The organism is Mesorhizobium sp. GbtcB19 (assembly GCF_019091085.1).
Classification (GTDB): Bacteria; Pseudomonadota; Alphaproteobacteria; order Rhizobiales; family Rhizobiaceae; genus Mesorhizobium.
Genome location: NZ_JAGXJY010000017.1, coordinates 14,664 through 28,523 on the forward strand (window position 1 = coordinate 14,664; position 13,860 = coordinate 28,523).

At 65.8% G+C, this 13,860-nt stretch carries 16 protein-coding genes; 9 read left to right on the forward strand and 7 right to left on the reverse strand.

The window, feature by feature from the left end; translation table 11 throughout:
* Nucleotides 1-104: 104 nt before the first annotated feature.
* The 7 genes from KVT37_RS24240 to KVT37_RS24270 all read left to right on the forward strand — a co-directional run bounded on the left by KVT37_RS24240 (nt 105) and on the right by KVT37_RS24270 (nt 8,920).
* Nucleotides 105-1,307 carry a diaminopropionate ammonia-lyase gene (locus KVT37_RS24240; RefSeq protein WP_217577539.1) on the forward strand — a complete coding sequence of 401 codons (1,203 nt, stop codon included), beginning with the start codon at nt 105-107 and terminating at the stop codon, nt 1,305-1,307.
* Nucleotides 1,304-2,539 carry a Zn-dependent hydrolase gene (locus tag KVT37_RS24245; protein ID WP_217577540.1) on the forward strand — a complete coding sequence of 412 codons (1,236 nt, stop codon included), beginning with the start codon at nt 1,304-1,306 and terminating at the stop codon, nt 2,537-2,539. The genes KVT37_RS24240 and KVT37_RS24245 overlap by 4 nt, the downstream gene beginning before the upstream one ends.
* 210 nt (nt 2,540-2,749) lie before the next feature.
* Nucleotides 2,750-3,946: a diaminopropionate ammonia-lyase gene (locus tag KVT37_RS24250; RefSeq protein ID WP_217577541.1), complete on the forward strand. Its 1,197-nt coding sequence runs from the start codon at nt 2,750-2,752 to the stop codon at nt 3,944-3,946.
* A gap of 126 nt (nt 3,947-4,072) precedes the next feature.
* Nucleotides 4,073-5,230: a M20 aminoacylase family protein gene (locus KVT37_RS24255; protein ID WP_217577542.1), complete on the forward strand. Its 1,158-nt coding sequence runs from the start codon at nt 4,073-4,075 to the stop codon at nt 5,228-5,230.
* 277 nt (nt 5,231-5,507) lie between these two features.
* The gene (locus tag KVT37_RS24260) at nt 5,508-7,628 is read left to right on the forward strand and encodes an EAL domain-containing protein (protein ID WP_217577543.1); all 2,121 of its coding nucleotides are present in this window, start codon (nt 5,508-5,510) and stop codon (nt 7,626-7,628) included.
* 90 nt (nt 7,629-7,718) lie between these two features.
* The gene (locus tag KVT37_RS24265; RefSeq protein WP_217577544.1) at nt 7,719-8,120 is read left to right on the forward strand and encodes a hypothetical protein; all 402 of its coding nucleotides are present in this window, start codon (nt 7,719-7,721) and stop codon (nt 8,118-8,120) included.
* Nucleotides 8,121-8,434: 314 nt separating this feature from the next.
* Nucleotides 8,435-8,920, forward strand: coding sequence for a hypothetical protein (locus KVT37_RS24270; protein ID WP_217577545.1), 486 nt, complete (start codon nt 8,435-8,437; stop codon nt 8,918-8,920).
* A 6-nt stretch (nt 8,921-8,926) separates the two neighbouring features.
* Here the strand turns inward: KVT37_RS24270 and KVT37_RS24275 are convergent, their stop codons facing one another.
* Nucleotides 8,927-9,226, reverse strand: a complete 300-nt coding sequence (locus KVT37_RS24275) for an AzlD family protein (RefSeq protein ID WP_217577546.1) — start codon at nt 9,224-9,226, stop codon at nt 8,927-8,929.
* Nucleotides 9,223-9,966 carry an AzlC family ABC transporter permease gene (locus KVT37_RS24280; RefSeq protein ID WP_217577547.1) on the reverse strand — a complete coding sequence of 248 codons (744 nt, stop codon included), beginning with the start codon at nt 9,964-9,966 and terminating at the stop codon, nt 9,223-9,225. Before KVT37_RS24280 ends, KVT37_RS24275 begins: the two co-directional genes overlap by 4 nt.
* Before the next feature lie 169 nt (nt 9,967-10,135).
* Here KVT37_RS24280 and KVT37_RS24285 point away from each other — a divergent pair, with 169 nt between their 5' ends.
* Nucleotides 10,136-10,594 (forward strand): Lrp/AsnC family transcriptional regulator, encoded by a 459-nt coding sequence (locus KVT37_RS24285; RefSeq protein WP_217577548.1) that lies wholly within the window; start codon nt 10,136-10,138, stop codon nt 10,592-10,594.
* Nucleotides 10,595-10,646: 52 nt separating this feature from the next.
* Here the strand turns inward: KVT37_RS24285 and KVT37_RS24290 are convergent, their stop codons facing one another.
* From KVT37_RS24290 to KVT37_RS24305, 4 genes are all read right to left on the reverse strand, one after another.
* Nucleotides 10,647-10,925: a hypothetical protein gene (locus KVT37_RS24290; protein ID WP_217577549.1), complete on the reverse strand. Its 279-nt coding sequence runs from the start codon at nt 10,923-10,925 to the stop codon at nt 10,647-10,649.
* 120 nt (nt 10,926-11,045) lie between these two features.
* On the reverse strand, nt 11,046-11,363 hold the full coding sequence (locus tag KVT37_RS24295) for a plasmid stabilization protein (protein ID WP_217577550.1): 318 nt from the start codon (nt 11,361-11,363) through the stop codon (nt 11,046-11,048).
* Nucleotides 11,364-11,388: 25 nt separating this feature from the next.
* A complete protein-coding gene (locus KVT37_RS24300; RefSeq protein ID WP_217577671.1) occupies nt 11,389-11,607 on the reverse strand; it encodes a hypothetical protein in 219 nt (72 codons plus the stop codon).
* Nucleotides 11,608-11,625: 18 nt separating this feature from the next.
* Nucleotides 11,626-12,114 carry a hypothetical protein gene (locus KVT37_RS24305; RefSeq protein WP_217577551.1) on the reverse strand — a complete coding sequence of 163 codons (489 nt, stop codon included), beginning with the start codon at nt 12,112-12,114 and terminating at the stop codon, nt 11,626-11,628.
* Between the two features lie 377 nt (nt 12,115-12,491).
* On the opposite strand from KVT37_RS24305, the gene KVT37_RS24310 reads away from it, so the two are divergent.
* Nucleotides 12,492-12,716, forward strand: a complete 225-nt coding sequence (locus KVT37_RS24310; protein ID WP_217577552.1) for a hypothetical protein — start codon at nt 12,492-12,494, stop codon at nt 12,714-12,716.
* Between the two features lie 155 nt (nt 12,717-12,871).
* Here the strand turns inward: KVT37_RS24310 and KVT37_RS24315 are convergent, their stop codons facing one another.
* Nucleotides 12,872-13,765 carry an alpha/beta fold hydrolase gene (locus KVT37_RS24315; RefSeq protein ID WP_217577553.1) on the reverse strand — a complete coding sequence of 298 codons (894 nt, stop codon included), beginning with the start codon at nt 13,763-13,765 and terminating at the stop codon, nt 12,872-12,874.
* Between the last annotated feature and the right edge of the window lie 95 nt (nt 13,766-13,860).

Sequence of the window (13,860 nt, forward strand, 5' to 3'; positions counted from 1 at the left end):
GAGGTTCCAAACGAAACAAACTTGCATTTCAACTGGCAAAACAGAGCGCCTTTCTCGCGTGCGGTGCAATAAATTTCAGGCATCGAGACGGAGAAAGCCGACCCATGTTCCTGCTCAATCGCCACCCCGACCATCGTCAGCCGCTGACCCAGGAAGATGCAGCGACGCTTGGGCTCGCCGGGGCCACTGAGGCGGAACGCTTCCTCGGCCACCGCGACAACCGTGCCGAGACGCCGCTGCACGCCTTGCCGGCGCTGGCCCGCGAACTCGGCATCGGCGCGCTCAACGTAAAGGACGAAGGCAAGCGCCTCGGCCTTGGCAGTTTCAAGGCGCTGGGCGGCGCCTATGCCGTCATGCATCTGGTGCTGGAGGAGGCCGGCAGGCGGCTTGGCCGCTCCGTCGATGTCGCGGAACTGCATGAGCCCGACGTCAAGGCGATTGCCGCCGACATGACCTTCGCTTGCGCGACCGACGGCAATCACGGACGCTCGGTGGCGCAGGGCGCCGGCCTGGTCGGCGCGCGTTCCGTCATCTTCGTCCATTCGGGCGTCAGCGACGAACGCGTGGCGGCCATCGCCCGCCTCGGCGCCGAGATCATGCGCATCGCCGGCGACTACGACCAGTCGGTCAGGGAAGCCGCCCGCCTTTCAGCCGAGCGCGGCTGGGCCGTCGTCTCAGACACCTCCTGGCCTGGCTATGAGCGCATTCCGGGATTGGTGATGCAGGGTTACACGGTGATCGTGCGCGAAGCGCTGAAGCGCTTGCCTCAGCCGCCCACTCACGTCTTCCTGCAGGCCGGCGTCGGCGGCTTCGCCGCGGCGGTGGCTGGCCATCTCGCCGTCATGCTCGGCGAGGACCGCCCCAAGGCAATCGTGGTCGAGCCCGCGCGGGCGGCCTGCCTCTTTGAAACCGCGAAGGCCGGGCGTCCAATCGCGATCGCGCACAGCAAGCCCACGGTGATGGCGATGCTCGAATGCTACGAGCCGTCTCTGGTCGCCTGGCGCGTGCTGTCGCGGCTCGGCGATGCTTTCATGGCCGTGGACGAGGAAGATGCTGTCGCGGTGATGAACCGCCTGGCGCGGCCTGCGGGCAACGACCCGGCGATCGTCTCCGGCGAAAGCGGCGGGGCGGGGCTCGCCGGGCTGATCCGCGTTGCCGGCGACAGGAAGATGCGGGCCGCGCTCGGCCTCGACGCCCATTCGCGCGTGCTCATCATCAACTCCGAAGGCGCGACCGATCCTGGCCGCTATGCCGAGCTGGTCGGGATGGCGCCGGACGAGGTGATGCGGGAGAAGCAGCCGGCATGAGCAATCTGACTGTCAACGCCGACCGTCTGCTTCGCCGCATCGAGGAACTCGGCAGAATGGGCCGCGATGCGCAGGGCCGGCTGGTCCGCGTCGCCGCATCCGACATGGACAAGCTCGGCCGCGACCGCCTCGTCGGCTGGCTGGAGGAGGCAGGGCTCGAAATCGCCGTCGACCGCATCGGCAACATCTTCGGCATCTGGAAGGCCGGCGCCAACGAAAGCCAGGCGCCGGTCATGCTCGGCTCGCATATCGACACGGTGATCGACGCCGGCATCTATGACGGCTGCTACGGCGTGCTCGCCGGTCTCGAAGCGATCGAAAGCCTGAAGGAGGCCGGCTTCGCGCCGGCGCGCCCGCTTGTCGTCGCCGCCTTCACCAATGAGGAGGGCGTGCGCTTTTCGCCCGATATGATGGGCTCGCTGGTCTTTGCCGGCGGCCGCGACCTCGAGGAGGCTCTGGCATCGGTCGGCACCGACGGCACGGTGCTGGGCAAGGAACTGGCGCGGATCGGCTATGCCGGCGAGCACGAGCCCGGTTTCCTCAAGCCCCACGTCTACGTGGAGCTGCATGTCGAGCAGGGGCCGGTGCTCGAACGCGAAGGCATCGCCATCGGCGCGGTCGAAAACCTGCAGGGCATTTCCTGGCAGCGCATCACCATCGACGGCGAGGCCAACCATGCCGGCACCACGCCGATGTCGATGCGCCGCGATGCCGGTGTCGCCGCGGCACGGGTGATCGGCTTCCTGGCGGACCGCGCCGGCGCCTCGCCGACGCCGACGGTCGCCACCGTCGGCACCATCGCCCTCGAGCCCAACGCCATCAACGTCATCCCGTCGCGGGCGACCCTCACCATCGATCTGCGCGATCCGAACGAAACGCACCTTCGCGAGGAGGAGGCAGCACTCGCCGCCTTCCTGGACAACCTTGCCGCAAGCGCCGGCGTCACCATCCATGCCGAAAGCCTGGCGCGTTTCGAGCCGGTGAGCTTCGATGCCGGCATCGTCTCGCTGATCGAGGAGGGCGCCAGGGCCGCCGGCCTGTCCTACCGGCGCATGACCTCTGGCGCCGGCCACGACGCCCAGATGATCGCTCGCATCGCGCCGTCGGCGATGATCTTCGTGCCGAGCCGGGGCGGGATCAGCCACAACCCGGCCGAGTTCACCGCCGCCGGCGAGCTGGTTGCCGGCGCCAACATCCTGCTGGGCGTCGCCGCCCGGTTGGCGGCCGAATGATCGTGGGAGGAACGCATTTGGGCGTCGACAGCATGCCGCCAGGCCAAATACCACCAAAAATAGTCAAGTTGGCGGTATCGAGTTGCTGCGAAGCGCACATTCGGCGACATCCAATCGAAACAAACTTCAATCACTTAGCCAATTAAAGCGCCACAATCCCGCCGGATTCGCGCCCGCCGACAGAGTTTCAGTGCCTTGCAGGAAACTAGCATGCTGCTTCTCAACCAACGTCCAGAACACAACCAGCCGTTGGTTGCCGCCGATGCAGAGTCCCTCGGCATGGCCGGCGGCGCGCGGGCCGAGCGTTACCTCAAGGCGCGCGATAACCATGCCGAAACACCGCTGCTCGCCTTGCCGACACTGGCCGACAAGCTCGGCGTCGCCGCGCTTCACGTCAAGGACGAGGGCCAGCGTCTTGGCCTTGGCTCCTTCAAGGCGCTGGGCGGCGCCTATGCCGTCATCCGCCTGGTGCTGGAGGAGGCGGGCAAGTGGCTCGGGCGCGATGTCGATATCAGCGAGATAAACGACGCTAAAGTGCGCCAGATCGCCTCCGGCATGATCTTCGTCTGCGCCACCGACGGCAACCATGGCCGCTCGGTCGCGCAGGGCGCCGGCCTGGTCGGCGCACGCTCGGTGATCTTCGTCCACGCTGGCGTCAGCGCCGAGCGTGTCGCGGCCATCGCCCGCTTCGGCGCCGAGATCGTCGAGGTCGAGGGCGGCTACGACCATGCGGTGCGCGAGGTCGCACGCGTCGGCGCCGAGCGCGGCTGGAAGATCGTCTCCAACACCTCATGGCTGGGCTATGAGCGCGTGCCCGGCCTGGTCATGCAGGGCTATACGGTGATCGTGCGCGAGACGCTTCGGCGCATGGCCGAGCCGCCCACGCATGTCTTCCTCCAGGCCGGCGTCGGCGGTTTCGCGGCGGCGATTGCCGGCCATATGGCGGTCATGCTGGGCGACAGGCGGCCGAAGGCGATCGTGGTCGAGCCGAAGCGCTCGGCCTGCGTCTTCGCCTCGGCTGAGGCCGGACGTCCGGTATCGATCGCAAATCAGCAGTCGACCGTCATGACGATGCTCGAATGCGCCGAGCCTTCGCTCGTCGCCTGGCGCGTGCTGATGCGTGTCGGCGATGCCTTCATGACGGTGGACGAAGAGGACGCGGTCGCGGTGATGAAGCGGCTGGCGCGGCCCCTGGGCAATGATCCGGCCATCGTCTCCGGCGAGAGCGGCGGGGCAGGGCTCGCCGGGCTGGTCCGCGCCGCCGGCGACAGGCAAATGCGCACGGCGCTCGGTCTCGACACCCATTCGCGCGTGCTCGTCATCAACTCCGAGGGCGCGACCGACCATGGCCGCTTTGCCGAGCTGGTCGGCATGGCGCCGGAAGAGGTGTTTTTGCAGACTGCCTGAAGCAATTCCAGGAAAAGTGCGAAGCGGTTTTCCGTCCGGAATTGCGTCAAGAATAGAGAGCAATTCCAGGAAAAGTGCGAAGCGGTTTTCCGTCCGGAAGTGCTTTAGGGAGGCTTGAGGGCGACGATGGCTGAACTCGACCAGCAGGCGCTGCATCGCGAAATGACGGCGTGGCGGCACGACCTCCACGCCCATCCCGAATTCGGTTTCGAGGAAAAGCGCACCGCCGCCTTCGTGGCGCAGAAGCTGCGCGACTTCGGGCTGGAAGTGGCCGAAGGCATCGGCGGCACCGGCGTCGTCGGTACGCTGACCCGTGGCAGCGGCAATCGAGCCATTGCGCTGCGCGCCGACATGGATGCGCTGCGCATCGCCGAACAGGGCACGCAAGCCTGGCGCTCACAGGCGCCCGGCACCATGCATGCCTGCGGCCATGACGGCCACACATCGATGCTGCTCGGCGCCGCCAAGCTGCTCGCCGGCGAAGGCGGCTTCGACGGCACGGTGCGCTTCATCTTCCAGCCGGCCGAGGAATGGGGCAAGGGCGCGCTGGCGATGCTCGATGACGGCCTGCTGGAGCGCTTCCCCTTCGAGGAGATTTTTGGGCTGCACAACATGCCCGGCCTGGCCGTCGGCCATTTCGAGACGCGGAGCGGCCCGGTGATGTCGGCCGAGGACAATTTCGAGATCGTGCTCAAGGGCCTCGGCGGCCACGCGGCGCGGCCGCATGCCGCACAGGAGACGCTGGTCGCGGCCTGCGCACTGGTCGTCAATCTGCAGACCATCGTCTCGCGGCGCCTGAGCCCGGCCGATATCGGCGTCGTCTCGGTGACCGAACTGATCACCGACGGCACCCGCAATGCGCTGCCGGGCATGGCGCGCATCCTCGGCGACTGCCGCAGTTTCCGGCCTGAGGTGAGCGCCGCGATCGAAAACGAGATGCGCCGCATCGCCGAAGGCACTGCGCAGGCCTATAATGTCGGGGCTCAAGTCACTTACACGCGCGAGTTCGTGCCGTTGATCAACGACGCGGCGCTTGTCGATGAGGCACTTGCGGCGGCTAGGACGGTGCTGGCCGACGACGCCGTTCGCGTCGCGGCTGAGCCGATGACCGCTTCGGAGGATTTCGCCCGCTTCCTCGATCATGTGCCGGGATGCTTCATCTTCATGGGCAATGGCGACACCGCGCCGCTGCACAACCCGGCCTATGATTTCAACGACGAAGGCCTGCTGCACGGCGCGCGGTTTCATGCGGCGGTGGTGAGGCGGCGGCTGGCGGTGGGCTAGGAAGGTCAAACGCGCTGGCGCGAGGCACCCCCCTCTGTCCTGCCGGACATCTCCCCCGCAAGGGGGGAGATCAATCTCTTCGCCGGCTTCGCCAATTTCCAACGCTGCAGGAGAAGCGGAGCGGACGACGCTGCCAATCTCCCCCCTTGCGGGGGAGATGCCCGGCAGCGCAGAGGGGGGTGGGACGGAGTGCGACCTGTCCAGCGAGCCACCCCCGGTAACTCTTTTTTCTCTGCTTTCATGCAGTATTGCCGGGACTGGATGGCAAGAACAAAGAATGGCGGACGACAACAAACGCAACGGCAAGTTCTGGGCGCTGGCGCTCGACCGCGCTCATCTCGGCCTATGGGACTGGAATCTGTCGACCGGCGATTGCTACTATTCGCCGACCTGGTCGAAGATGCTGGGCTATGAGGAGGGCGAGCTCGCCAACACCTCCGATCTCTGGCTGAGGCTCACCCACCCCGACGACCGCCAGCGCGCGCAGGAAAGCGGCGACCGCCATATTGTCGGCCTTGTCGATTCCATCGAGACCGAACTGCGCCTGCGCCACAAGGACGGCCACTGGGTCTGGGTGCTCGACCGCGGTGGCATTGTCGAATGGGACGCCGACGGCAAGCCGCTCAAGCTGATGGGCGTGCAGACCGACATCACCCGCCAGAAAGAGGCCGAAGCGGCGCTCGAGCAGGTCAACATCCGCTTTCGTCTCGCGCTCGCCGCCAGCGGCACCGGCATCTGGCACCACGACATCGGCACCAGGAAGAGCTACTGGGACGCGCGCAGCCGCGAGATCTTCGGCCTCGTTGCCGACAAGGACGAGGTCGACGCCGGCCTCTGGCATACCTTCCTGCATCCCGACGACAAGGAAGCCACCGAGCGGGCGCACCTGCTGCCGACCGGTTCCAACGAAGTCGTGGCCTCGCAATACCGCATCATCCGGCGTGACGGCCAGGTCCGCCACCTCGAATCGCTGGTGCGCTTCGTCGCCGATGTCGGCTCGGCCGGCCAGGTGCTGGGCACGGTGCGCGACATCACCGAGGAGAAGACGCGCGCCGAGGGGCTTGCCTTCGCCGCGCGTCACGACGCCCTGACAGGGCTGCTCAACCGCTCGGCCTTCGACCGGCTGCTCGCCGAAAACATCGCCCTGGCCGAGCGCCTGCCGCTCGCGGTCTTCTATGTCGACCTCGATTACTTCAAGGCGCTCAACGACTATGCCGGCCATGCCGCCGGCGACATGGCGCTGAAGAGCGTGGCTGCCGGGATCGTCGCCAGCCTGCCAGCGCCGGCGCATGCGGCGCGTCTCGGCGGCGATGAGTTCGCGCTGATGGTGCCAAACTGCAACGACGCCTGTGCCGAGCGCATTGCCCGCGCCGTGCTCGCGGCCGTGCGAGACGCCGATCTCGGCTCGGCCGTCAGCTCGCGCCGGCTTGCCGCCAGCATCGGCATCGCCTTCGTGCGCGACCGCAACATGAGCGTGGCCGACGCACTCGCCTGCGCCGACGACGCCTGCTACGCGGCCAAGGCCGGCGGCCGTGACCGTTTCGCCGTGTTCTCGCCGGACTCGGTTGCCGGCTCCGGCGGTCTCAACGCCGCGCGGCTCGCCGCCGACCTGGTCGATGCGATGGAGGACGGCCGGCTGAAGCTTTACGGCCAGGAAATCCACCAGCTCGGCCTGCCATGGCAAGACAGCCGCCATGTCGAGGTTCTGGCCAGGCTCGAAGGCCGCAACGGCAAGATGATCCCGCCCATCGATTTCGTGCCGGTGGCCGAACGCTTCGGGCTTGCCGCCCGGCTCGACCGCTGGATCATCCACACCGCGATGCTGCGCCATGGCGAGGCAATGCGCGCCGGCGCAATCTCGCTCGACTTCAACCTGTCGGCGCAGACGCTTTCCGACCCGCAGCTCTGGAGTTTCGTCGACCAGGCCATCGCAGAAAGCGGCGCGCCGCCTTCCGCCGTCGGCTTCGAGATCACCGAGACCGCCGCCGTGACCAATTTCGACGCGGCCGAGGCATTCGTGCGCCGGGCGCGTGAGCGCCACTGCCGCGTCAGCCTCGACGATTTTGGCGCCGGCATGAGCTCGTTCGAATATCTCAGGCGCTTCCCCATCGACGCCATCAAGATCGACGGCTCCTTCGTCGAGCACATCGCCGACAGCCGCTTCGACCGCGAGATCGTCTCGGCGATCACCGGCATCGCCCGTTCGATGGGCGCTGCGGTGGTGGCCGAGAAGGTCGAGGAGAAGAACGCGCTGGAGATCCTCATGGGCATGGGCGTCGCCTATGGCCAAGGCTATTTCCTGCATCGGCCGGAGCCGCTGGAGGCCATCGTGGCGAGAGCTGTCAGCGGCACGATGTCACCGGAACGGCCGCATGCCAGGCTGGGTGCTGTAAAATAAGTAGTTGCTAAAATTGCAATTACTCATTTAAGGACGCCGTAATCCGCTACGATGATGATCCGAGATCACAAAGCGAATCGGAGCGCCTGGATGAAAACCCTTCCCTTGCTTGCGGCAACCGCAATCGGCCTGCTGGGCATCTTCGCCACCCAGCCATCCCATGCGAGCTCGGACAATGGCGGCGGGGTGACGGCGGCGTCCACGGCCGGCGATGATGACGATCAGGTCAACACATCCAGCGTCGGCGGCGACCACGAGGCTGCCGAGAATGACGAGGCCGGGCATAGCGGGGACAACGCCGCCTCCGGCTCGCATGAAGGCGACCAGGACGGCGACGATCAGGGCGAGGATCACGATGGCGACCACGAAGGCGGGGACAGTGGCAGCCATGACGGGGGCGGCGACAGCGGCGGCCACGACGGCGGCGGCGACAGCGGCGGCCACGATGGCGGTGGGGACAGCGGTGGCCATGATGGCGGGGGCGACGACTGAACCCATCGAGGCTGAGGGCGGCAATCCCGGATGGACAAGACCGGCAGGCAGGGGACAGGCTCTGCCTGCCGGCCTCGTTTAGAGCGATTTCAGGAAAAAGGGTCAGGCCCGGAGATCTTGTCCTGGTTCTTCGTCAGGGATTGAGCCGAAACAAAGAGATGGCGCAGGCCATCGTTAAAAGGTGAACCATCGTTCTATCGAACTCTTAGGACAATCGGGCTTATTGCCTGTGAAACGCTCTGCTCGGACATGACGTCTTGGCTCGATTGTCCGGCGTCCGATCCATGACGGACGGGCGCCCGCGAGACCCGGCGATGTCCTCGACGCTCAACACCGCGCTTGTGATCCTGCAGCCGCAGCGCCTGCCGCCAGCGGCCAGGCCGGCCGTGGACAGCTTTGTTGCGAGCGTCTCCGGCCCGGCGGCTTTGCCGATCACGCAGGCGGAGCCTGCGGACTCGGCATCCAAGTTCAGCGTCGACAGCCTCAACATCACGGCGACGAAGGTCCGGCTGATGGAACGCGCGGGCAAGGAGTTCGGGGTCGATCTGACGGAGTATGATTCCGTGTCTTCCTACGGTTCGGCGATCAAGAACGCCGTAGAAGCATTCAAACGGCAGTCTCCGTCAGCGATCGCTGAGATCGAAAGGCAGCTTGGCCTGGATCAACTCGGCGTCCCACTCGATACGCTCGTCAATGCGATCGTCGATCCGCAACACAGTGACCGGCTGGATTCCGCCTTGAAGCAGCACGCCGGCGGGCAGGGCGGCCACCCGGACGATCTCGGCCTCTACGTCGGCTGAGACCGTTTACCCCATCAGCCATCGTAACACGCCCGCCGAGGCCACCCCGACCACCACTGTCGGCAGCATCGACAGCCTGGTCGCGGCAAGCAGCGTGATGACCAGGGCCGCGAGGTCGGCCGGGTTCTTGGAAACGAAGTCCGGCGCGATCACCGAGATCAGCACGCAGCCGGGCGCGGCTTCCATCACCGCCGTGGCGCGCGGGCTGAGCGTGCGGTTCTTGAGCATTACATAGCCGCCGATGCGGGTCAGATAGGTCACGCCAGCCATCGCCAGGATGGCGAACACGGTCATCGGGTCGATCATTTGTCACCTGCCAGGAACCACGCGGCCACCAGGCCGGACAGCGCGCCGGCCGCCACATACCAGGCGCCGGGCACGACGAGATAGGTGAGCGCCGCCACCGTGAGGCTGACCAGCCAGGGCCGCGCCGCCGCGAAGCCCTTCCACATGCCCCGCAGCAACACCAGGAAGACGGCCGGGAAGGCCATCGCGAAACCATATCTCTCGACATCGCCGAGCACCGGGCCGAGCGCCGCGCCGCAGGTCGTGAACGCCACCCAGGCGAGGTAGAAGGGCAGGCCGGCGCCCAGGTAGAAAGGCAGGCTGAAGCCCGGCCGCATGCCGGCGGCGGCGCGGCGCTGCGCGTCCGCCAGGCCCACCGCCCAGCTCTCGTCGCACATCAAAAACAGCGCCGGAAAAACCTGTCGCTTCGGCAAATGCCTGATGAACGGCGCGAGTGCCGCGCCCATCAGGAAATGCCGGCTGTTGACCAACAGCGTGATGGCCGCGATCAGAAGGATATGCGGCGGCGAGGTCCAGAGCTGGATCGCGGCGAATTCCGAGCCGCCGGCGAAGTTGAGGCCGGTCATCAGCGGCACCTCGACGACGGAAAGGCCCTTCTGCGCGGCTTGGGCGCCGAGCACCAGCGCATAGGGGATGATGCCGAGCAGCACCGGTGTCGAGGCGGCAAGCCCGCGCCGGAACTCTCCGCCGCGCCCGCTGTTGGTCTGGCCCTCGGCAAGGGCGATCTCGGAAACGCTCATGGCTCTGCCTTCGGCGGGCCTTGCGGTCGCCGTTCTCTCGTTCGGTTGTGGGTTATCGGTGGCCGCACCATAGCCGAAATGCCCGGCAATCGGGTTGCGAAGATGCGCCATTTCTGCCACGATTTGGCATTGAATAGCGCACTAAGGCAGAAGATTGGAATCTTGAACCATGAAGCTGGATGACATCGACAGACGCATCCTGCGCTCCCTGCAGCGCGACGGGCGCATGGCCAACAACGATCTGGCGAAGGAGGTCGGCCTGTCGCCGTCGCCATGCCTGCGCCGCGTGAAACTGCTGGAGGAGGCCGGCGTCATCGACCGTTATGTCGCGGTGCTCAACCCGGCCAAGATCGGCCGCGGCCAGACCTTCTTCACCCGCATCTGGCTGAAACAGCAGGACGAGGACACGATCGAGCACTTCGCCGCCGAGGTGGCGAAATTCCCCGAAGTGATGGAGTGCTATCTGATGCTCGGCGACTGCGACGCCATGGTGCGGATCGTGGCCGCCGGCATCGACGACTACCGCCGCTTCCAGTCGGAACACCTGAGCCGCATCAAGGGCGTGCAGAACGTCAAGACGGACGTGCCCAGCCAGACGATCAAGCAGACCTCGGAGATGCCGCTGTAGCGGGGCTGATCTGCCCGCGTGGGGAGATGATCGGCTTTTGTTCTTGCCACCCTCAGATTGATGAGATGATGGCTGCAAACCAGGTCGCAACGAACTGAATCACGCCAAATATAAATACCGCCTGGTATTTCGGTATTTTCATATTCCATTCACGAACGAATTCAGGATTTCTTCTCGCAATATCCCAATCGATATAGGTTTGGTTCTTAAATCCAAATCGCGCAAACTTTCCAAATCCATCATGCTTTTGGACAATATGTACTTTCATGTAAAGAAATAGCCAGACGGCGGTGATGAACACCGCCGTTGAAACCATCGTGGCGAACCTCATCCGTTGCCGCCCTCGTCGAAGTAAAGAGACTTAGGGGCGCGCCCTTGCACCCCTTCATGGCTCTAGCATGCAATGCTGGGAAAAGCTTATGCATCAGCGGGCAGAGCTATGCGGCTTGCATCAATGCTGGGCGTGGCTCTCATTCCTCTTGCGCGTCGCGGCCGCCTTCTTGGCCGAAGCCGAGCGGTCCGCAGCCGAGCGCTCGCCCGAGGCCTTGCCGCCCATCCTGCCGCCCTTGTGCGCGGCCGGATTGCCGGTGTGCTGGCCGCGCCCCGATCCGCCTTCCTTCTTGCCGCCGCCATCGTCCTTGTTGACGGTCGCCCAGGCGCGCCGCTCGGCTTCCTTTTCCGATACGCCGCGATGTTCATAGCCCTCGGCTATATGGTCGGCCTTGCGTTCCTGCTTGTCGGTGTATTTCGATTTGTCGCCACGTGGCATTTTTCTTCTCCGGCGATTGGGGCGCTCAGCCCTCGGCCTTCATGGTTCGTGCAATCTCGAGCAGCTTGTCGCGGTCATGCCCATGCTCGCGGATCAGCTCGCGCGCCTGGTTCGGCGACAGATCGGTGTTCTCCGCCAGGAAGCGGACATCGGGATCGTCGCCGCCCTTGGTCGGCAGGTTGCCGGTCGCCGGCGCGTGGGCGGCGCCAGGGCGGTGCGGGATATTGTCGTTTGCGCGGGTCATCGCAGGCCTCCTTTGCTTTCAGTCTGCCGGCCGCCCGTGGCGCGCCGCCTTCTTGCGGCGCAGCACCTCATCGGTGCCGACAATGTCCTTCGCGCCGCCGGTGATCGCGGTCGAGACCACGGCCGGCGGATCGCTGGCGGGGAAACTGTCTTCGAGGCCGGATTGCAACTGCTCTTCCAGCGTGTCCGGGTTCTCCGACCGGCCTTCGGTGCGACGGCCGTCGATCTCTTCCAGATCGTGCTTGGCGTCGGGATGCTCACGCACGTTGCGCAACGTCGAGACGACAAGCTCGACCGCGAATTCCTTCATCGCCTCGGCATCCGGCGCGGCAATTTCGGCCTCGTCGACCAGGCGCACCAGCGACTGTTCGAGCTTGTCCAACGCGCGCATGCCCTCGCGCCGCGCCAGTTTCTCAGCCAGGGCATGGATCAGCAGCGGGCCGAAGGTCGAATAGGCCTGGATGCGGGTCTCGTCGACACGTTCGGGATGAAGCGTATGCAGGGACATTGGTGCCTCCATGAAACATCCTGCGGTGGCGGCCCTTGAGGCGCCGGTCCTAAGGGAACTGGAGGAGGCGCAAGATGTTCCATTGCGGATGCAGCCCGGGCAAAGGAAAGGCGTTTGTCAAGCGGGTATTGGCAACAGATGTTCCGGCCGAAATATTTCGTGACTTGGGGTCAGACTGAAGTCCGACCGGGACAACGCATTGGGCTGGCTTGTGCAACCAATGTGATTTCTGCGAATTGGTGAGCGGCCGACGAGAAAAGCCCCCTCCATCGCCGGTCATGCTGGTGCCCGCCGATCGCCCACCGCGCAAATCCGGCGGGCACCAATATCCACGAACAAGAAGGCCGCTAGAGTCGGCTTCGGAGCGAGACGACGTTTTGACCTACATCTCTGCAAAGCCCGCCCGGCAGGAGGGCGAAAGCCTGCCTGCCAACGACAACAACCATGCCACCCGTGCCGACCTTTCCTTCCTCGATGCCATCAACGATGAGTACGAGGTCGCCGCCATTGCCAGGCGCGCCGAGCGTCTCGGCCACGTCACGCTGATCGCCATGGCGATCGGTCTGGCGGCCCTGCCGGTGCTTTGCCTGATGCTTGTGTGATTCGGGCCTGGCGGCGTCGGCACGCGCCAATCTCCCGGCATGGTTGAATCCTAATGCATGTCGCCCAAAAGTGCGCGGCGGTTTTGGGATAACGACATGCATAAAAGCAACAAACCTAAAGCGCGTCGCATCAGGCCGTTCAGACGCGACGCGCTTTAGCGTCCGGAAAAGAAGGCGTCGAGCGTGGCCGCAGTCTCGATCGGCGACTCCTCCGGAAAGAAGTGGCCGCCGGGCAGGGCGCCGCTGCTGACGTCGTCCGCCCAGTTTCGCCACAGCGCCAAGGGTCCGCCTTCCTGGCCGTACCATTCGGCCAGCGCCCCATGCTCGCTCCACAACGCCAGCACCGGGCAGGCGATGCGCCGGCCGGCCTCCCGGTCGGCACGGTCGTGCTCGCGGTCGAGCGATGCCGCGGCGCGATATTCCTCGCAGATCGCATGGATGTGCGCCGGGTCGCTCAAAGCGTCGACATAGGCCTGCCGCACGCCGGGCGGGAACGCGTCGGGTGCCGATCCCCAACCGGACAGCGCATTGTCGACAACAGCCTCGGCGGCGGTCGCCAGGATCGCCTCCGGCAGCGGCTCGGGCTGCGCCAGCACCGACCACGGCCAATAGCCGAGCGCCAGCCTTGCATCCGCCCGGTCCCAGGCATCGGCTGTGGGGATGATGTCGAGCACGGCGAGCTTCCCGACGCGGTCGGGATGATCGAGCGCCAGCCGGTAGGCGACGCGCCCGCCGCGGTCGTGGCCGGCGACCATGAAGCGCTGAAAACCGAGCGTCTCCATCAGCGCCACCATATCGGCGGCCATGGCGCGCTTGGCGTAGGGCGCATGGTCGGCGGCCGATGGCGGGCACGAGCTTTGCCCGTAGCCGCGCAAATCGGCGCAGACGACGGTGAAATCGCGCGCCAGGCCGGGCGCCACGTCGCGCCACATCAGATGCGTTTGGGGAAAGCCGTGCAGCAGGAGCAGGCCAGGCCCGCTGCCGGCGCGACGGGCGAAGATCCTTGCCGCGCCGGTGTCGATCTCCAATGCCTCGAAATCTGCGAACATGCTCGCCTCCGGCGGATGCAACGCTGGCGCCTCAGCTCCAGGCCGAGTCCAGCGTCAGCGAAGCCTCGAATATCTGCACCTTCTCCGCGTTGCGC

Bases quoted from the DNA above. Each gene is read 5' to 3' on its own strand.
- KVT37_RS24240 (WP_217577539.1), top strand. From the start codon at position 105: ATGTTCCTGCTCAATCGCCACCCCGACCATCGTCAGCCGCTGACCCAG.
- KVT37_RS24245 (WP_217577540.1), top strand. From the start codon at position 1,304: ATGAGCAATCTGACTGTCAACGCCGACCGTCTGCTTCGCCGCATCGAG.
- KVT37_RS24250 (WP_217577541.1), top strand. From the start codon at position 2,750: ATGCTGCTTCTCAACCAACGTCCAGAACACAACCAGCCGTTGGTTGCC.
- KVT37_RS24255 (WP_217577542.1), top strand. From the start codon at position 4,073: ATGGCTGAACTCGACCAGCAGGCGCTGCATCGCGAAATGACGGCGTGG.
- KVT37_RS24260 (WP_217577543.1), top strand. From the start codon at position 5,508: ATGGCGGACGACAACAAACGCAACGGCAAGTTCTGGGCGCTGGCGCTC.
- KVT37_RS24265 (WP_217577544.1), top strand. From the start codon at position 7,719: ATGAAAACCCTTCCCTTGCTTGCGGCAACCGCAATCGGCCTGCTGGGC.
- KVT37_RS24270 (WP_217577545.1), top strand. From the start codon at position 8,435: ATGTCCTCGACGCTCAACACCGCGCTTGTGATCCTGCAGCCGCAGCGC.
- KVT37_RS24275 (WP_217577546.1), bottom strand. From the start codon at position 9,226: ATGATCGACCCGATGACCGTGTTCGCCATCCTGGCGATGGCTGGCGTG.
- KVT37_RS24280 (WP_217577547.1), bottom strand. From the start codon at position 9,966: ATGAGCGTTTCCGAGATCGCCCTTGCCGAGGGCCAGACCAACAGCGGG.
- KVT37_RS24285 (WP_217577548.1), top strand. From the start codon at position 10,136: ATGAAGCTGGATGACATCGACAGACGCATCCTGCGCTCCCTGCAGCGC.
- KVT37_RS24290 (WP_217577549.1), bottom strand. From the start codon at position 10,925: ATGAGGTTCGCCACGATGGTTTCAACGGCGGTGTTCATCACCGCCGTC.
- KVT37_RS24295 (WP_217577550.1), bottom strand. From the start codon at position 11,363: ATGCCACGTGGCGACAAATCGAAATACACCGACAAGCAGGAACGCAAG.
- KVT37_RS24300 (WP_217577671.1), bottom strand. From the start codon at position 11,607: ATGACCCGCGCAAACGACAATATCCCGCACCGCCCTGGCGCCGCCCAC.
- KVT37_RS24305 (WP_217577551.1), bottom strand. From the start codon at position 12,114: ATGTCCCTGCATACGCTTCATCCCGAACGTGTCGACGAGACCCGCATC.
- KVT37_RS24315 (WP_217577553.1), bottom strand. From the start codon at position 13,765: ATGTTCGCAGATTTCGAGGCATTGGAGATCGACACCGGCGCGGCAAGG.